At 45.5% G+C, this 3729-nt stretch carries 2 protein-coding genes; both read left to right on the top strand.

All coding sequences use genetic code 11. The features are described 5' to 3' along the window. The first annotated feature begins 162 nt into the window (after nt 1-162). On the top strand, nt 163-1368 hold the full coding sequence (gene emrD / locus AB4653_RS16695; RefSeq protein ID WP_009846325.1) for a multidrug efflux MFS transporter EmrD: 1206 nt from the start codon (nt 163-165) through the stop codon (nt 1366-1368). A gap of 330 nt (nt 1369-1698) precedes the next feature. Continuing rightward, nucleotides 1699-3729: S9 family peptidase (locus AB4653_RS16690; protein ID WP_372104776.1), on the top strand; the 2031-nt coding region annotated here is incomplete at its 3' end.

Genomic DNA, 3729 nt, shown 5'->3' with positions numbered 1-3729 from the left:
GCTATAGATTTTTATCTTGATCAACTTCACACTTTTTGGTTGCTAAGTAGACGCTCAATCTCTAATATCTCGCGCCTAGATTCCCAGGTTACTTTACTTATTTGGCTCTCCTTAATGGAACGCCAAGGCTTTTTACGTCCTAATTTTTGGAGAGATACGCAAATGTCCGCCACGTTTCCATTAGCGAAACTTACCTTTTTAATCGCTATTCTGACTGCCGTGGGTCAAATGACTCAAACGATGTACGTGCCTTCTATCGGTCATATGGCGGGTGAGTTCTTGGTTTCAGCATCTTCGCTTCAAGCTGTGATGGCGTGCTACCTGATCCCTTATGGTCTGTCGCAATTTGCATACGGTCCACTTTCTGATCGCCTAGGTCGCAAACCAATCATCGTTGTCGGTTTGATCATCTACATCATCGGTACTTTGGTGGCATTGTTTGCTCACGAATATGAATGGTTCTTAGCAGGTAGCTTTATACAAGGTTTGGGCATCGGTTGTGGTGGTGCGATGTCTCGTACATTGACTCGCGACTGTTTTGAAGGCGCAGAACTGCACCGCGCAAACAGCTTAATTAGCATGTGTGTGATTTTCTCACCATTGATGGCTCCTGTATTAGGTGGGTACTTAACAGAAGCTTTCGGTTGGCGTTCTAGCTACTTGTTCCTGGCGCTGTTTGGTATCGCAGTGGTGATCACCATGATGACGAGCATGATGGAAACTCTGCCAAAAGAACGACGCAAACATGAATCGGTTGCCAACAGCTACAAGTTCGTTCTATCTGACAAACGTTTCCAAGGTTTCTTATTGGTATTGGTCGCAACATTTGCAGGTGTAGCGGTATTTGAAGCTGCGGCAGGTGTATTACTTGGCGGAGTACTTGGCTTGCCAGCAACCACAGTAAGCTTGTTGTTTGTATTACCCATTCCAGGTTACTTAGTCGGTGCTGGCCTATCCAGTTACATCGCACAACGTAGCAGTGAGCGCCGCGCTCTGAATGTTGGACTAGTTGCTATCTTGGTAGGGTCTACCGTGGTGTTGATACCAGGTCTATTTAGTCAAACAACAGCATTAACTTTGATCGGTGGTGCTACGATTTACTTTTTGGGCGCTGGTATCTTATTCCCGGCGGCAACAACAGGGGCGCTTTCGCCATTCCCGTACCACGCAGGTACTGGAGGTGCAATTTTGGGTGGTATGCAAAATCTAGGTGCTGGCATCGCAACACTACTGGCCTCGTTCTTCCCAGCTCAAGACCAACTTCCGCTCGGTTGCTTGATGATTGCAATGTCATTCATCGCCATGCTTGGTTTACGTTGGGTTAATCGTAAACCTGACCATTCAAACGAAATGCCATTGGCTATCTAAAGTAAACTCTACCTCAGCTCAAACAACGAAGAGGGACAGACTGAAAAGTGTGTCCCTTTTTCATTGCACGTTTCCCCCAGCTCACATCTACCATCGATTCCATTAAACATTACTTTGATTTATTGAAAACAATAACAGACACTTACGCTGAAAGTACCAATCCAGAATCCCATTATAAATAACATCACTGGAAGAAAACTAACCACTAAAGGATGCTGGCATTAAAACGAGTAAGGTACACAATAGGATATACAGATGCGTTTCGCTTTAACCACATTAGCCGTATCGGCCGCACTTGTCGCCGGATGCAGCAATCAAGGAATAACAACCATGGACCACAACTCTCCATCGCAACTCATCGCACATCAAACCCAAGCTCCCGTAGCTAAGAAAGTCCCTCATGCAATGACGATTCATAGTGATACCCGAATCGATGGTTATTACTGGATGCGTGATGATGAGCGCCAAGACCCAGAGATCTTGCAGCATCTTGAGCAAGAAAACCAGTACGCAGAGGCCGTGCTGAAACACACTGAAGCATCACAAGAACAGTTATTTGAAGAGATCAAAGGCCGAATCGCAAAAGACGACCATTCGGTTCCAGTTCGCAAAGGCAGCTACTACTACTCGAATGAAGTCACAGGTGACAACGAATACCCAGTTCACTTGCGTGAAAATGACTTTTTAGGTACAGACAAGCAAGTCATCTTAGATGTTAACGAACTAGCAAAAGACCATGAATTTTTCAGTATTGGTGGCTTAACGATCAGCCCAAGCGAAAACTTGTTGGCCTATGGCGAAGACACGCTGAGCCGCCGTATTTACACCATCAAGATTAAAGACCTCACGACAGGTGAATACCTAACAGATGAAATTGAAGGAGCTTCGAGCGCTATTGCATGGCAAAACGACAACCAAGCCTTTTACTACATCAAAAAAGATCCACAAACATTACTTGGTTATCAAGTTTACCGCCATGTGTTAGGCACACCTCAAACAAGCGATGAGCTAATCTACGAAGAAGCCGATAGCGCTTATTACACCTCTTTAAGTAAAAGCAAAGATGGTGAACAGGTCTACATTTGGCACTCGAGTACAGAAACCAGCGGTGTTTCAGTCATAGATGCCAACAACCCAAACGCTAAAGCTGAAGCTTTCTACCCACGAGAAACGGGTATCGAGTACAGCATCGCTAAGCTAGGTGATTGTTACTACATCTACACCAACTACCAAGCGGTCAACTTCCGTTTAATGAAAGTCACTGCTGAAGAGATGCATGACCGCTCTAAATGGGTCGATGTCATTCCTGCTGACGAGAATACTCAGCTTGTTGACTTCGAGCTGTTTGATGACCATCTGGTTTACGAGCAACGTGCGAATGGCTTGTCTACAGTGAAAGTTCGTCAACTCTCAACAGGGAAAGAGTTCCCACTTGAATTTAACGACACTGCTTTTGCTGCTTACCTAACAAGTAACTATGAATTAGATAACTCAAAAGTTCGCGTCTATTACAGCAGCTTAACCACACCAGGTACTTACTATGATTTCGACCTAAGTTCAGGAGAATCCGAAGTCATGAAACAAACACCTGTATTGGGTGATTTCGAAGCGGATAACTACCAATCAGAGCGAATTATGGTAACGGCTCGCGATGGTAAGCAAGTACCTGTCTCTCTGGTTTATCGCAAAGATTTATTCAAGAAAGACGGCACTAACCCAATCTACCAATACGGCTATGGCTCTTACGGATCTACGATCGAACCTACCTTCAGCTCAACTCGCCTAAGCCTACTGGATAGAGGTTTTGTTTTTGCGATCGCTCACATCCGCGGTTCAGAGATGCTCGGGCGCCCTTGGTATGAGGACGGCAAAAAGCTAACCAAGCAAAACACGTTCAACGACTTTATCGATGTAACCAAAGGGCTAGTTGAAGAAGGCTACGGCGCACAAGATAAAGTGTTCGCCGTTGGTGGTTCTGCTGGCGGTCTATTGATGGGCGCAATCATCAACCAAGCACCAGAACTGTACTGTGGCATCGGAGCACATGTTCCGTTTGTGGACGTTGTCACAACCATGCTTGACGAATCGATTCCTCTTACCACCAACGAGTATGACGAATGGGGCAACCCGAACGATAAAACCTATTACGATTACATGCTAGGTTACTCACCATATGACAATGTGAAGGCTCAAAGCTACCCGAACATGTTGGTAACAACAGGCTTGCATGACTCACAAGTACAATACTTTGAACCCATGAAGTGGGTGGCGAAGCTGCGTGAGATGAAAACAAACAACAACGTGCTGCTGTTCAAAACCGATATGGAAGCCGGTCACGGTGGCGCTTCTGGTCGATTTAAG

The organism is Vibrio sp. 10N.222.48.A3, assembly GCF_041475345.1.
Lineage (GTDB): Bacteria > Pseudomonadota > Gammaproteobacteria > Enterobacterales > Vibrionaceae > Vibrio > Vibrio tasmaniensis_A.
This window is presented reverse-complemented; position numbering and strand designations above follow the sequence as displayed.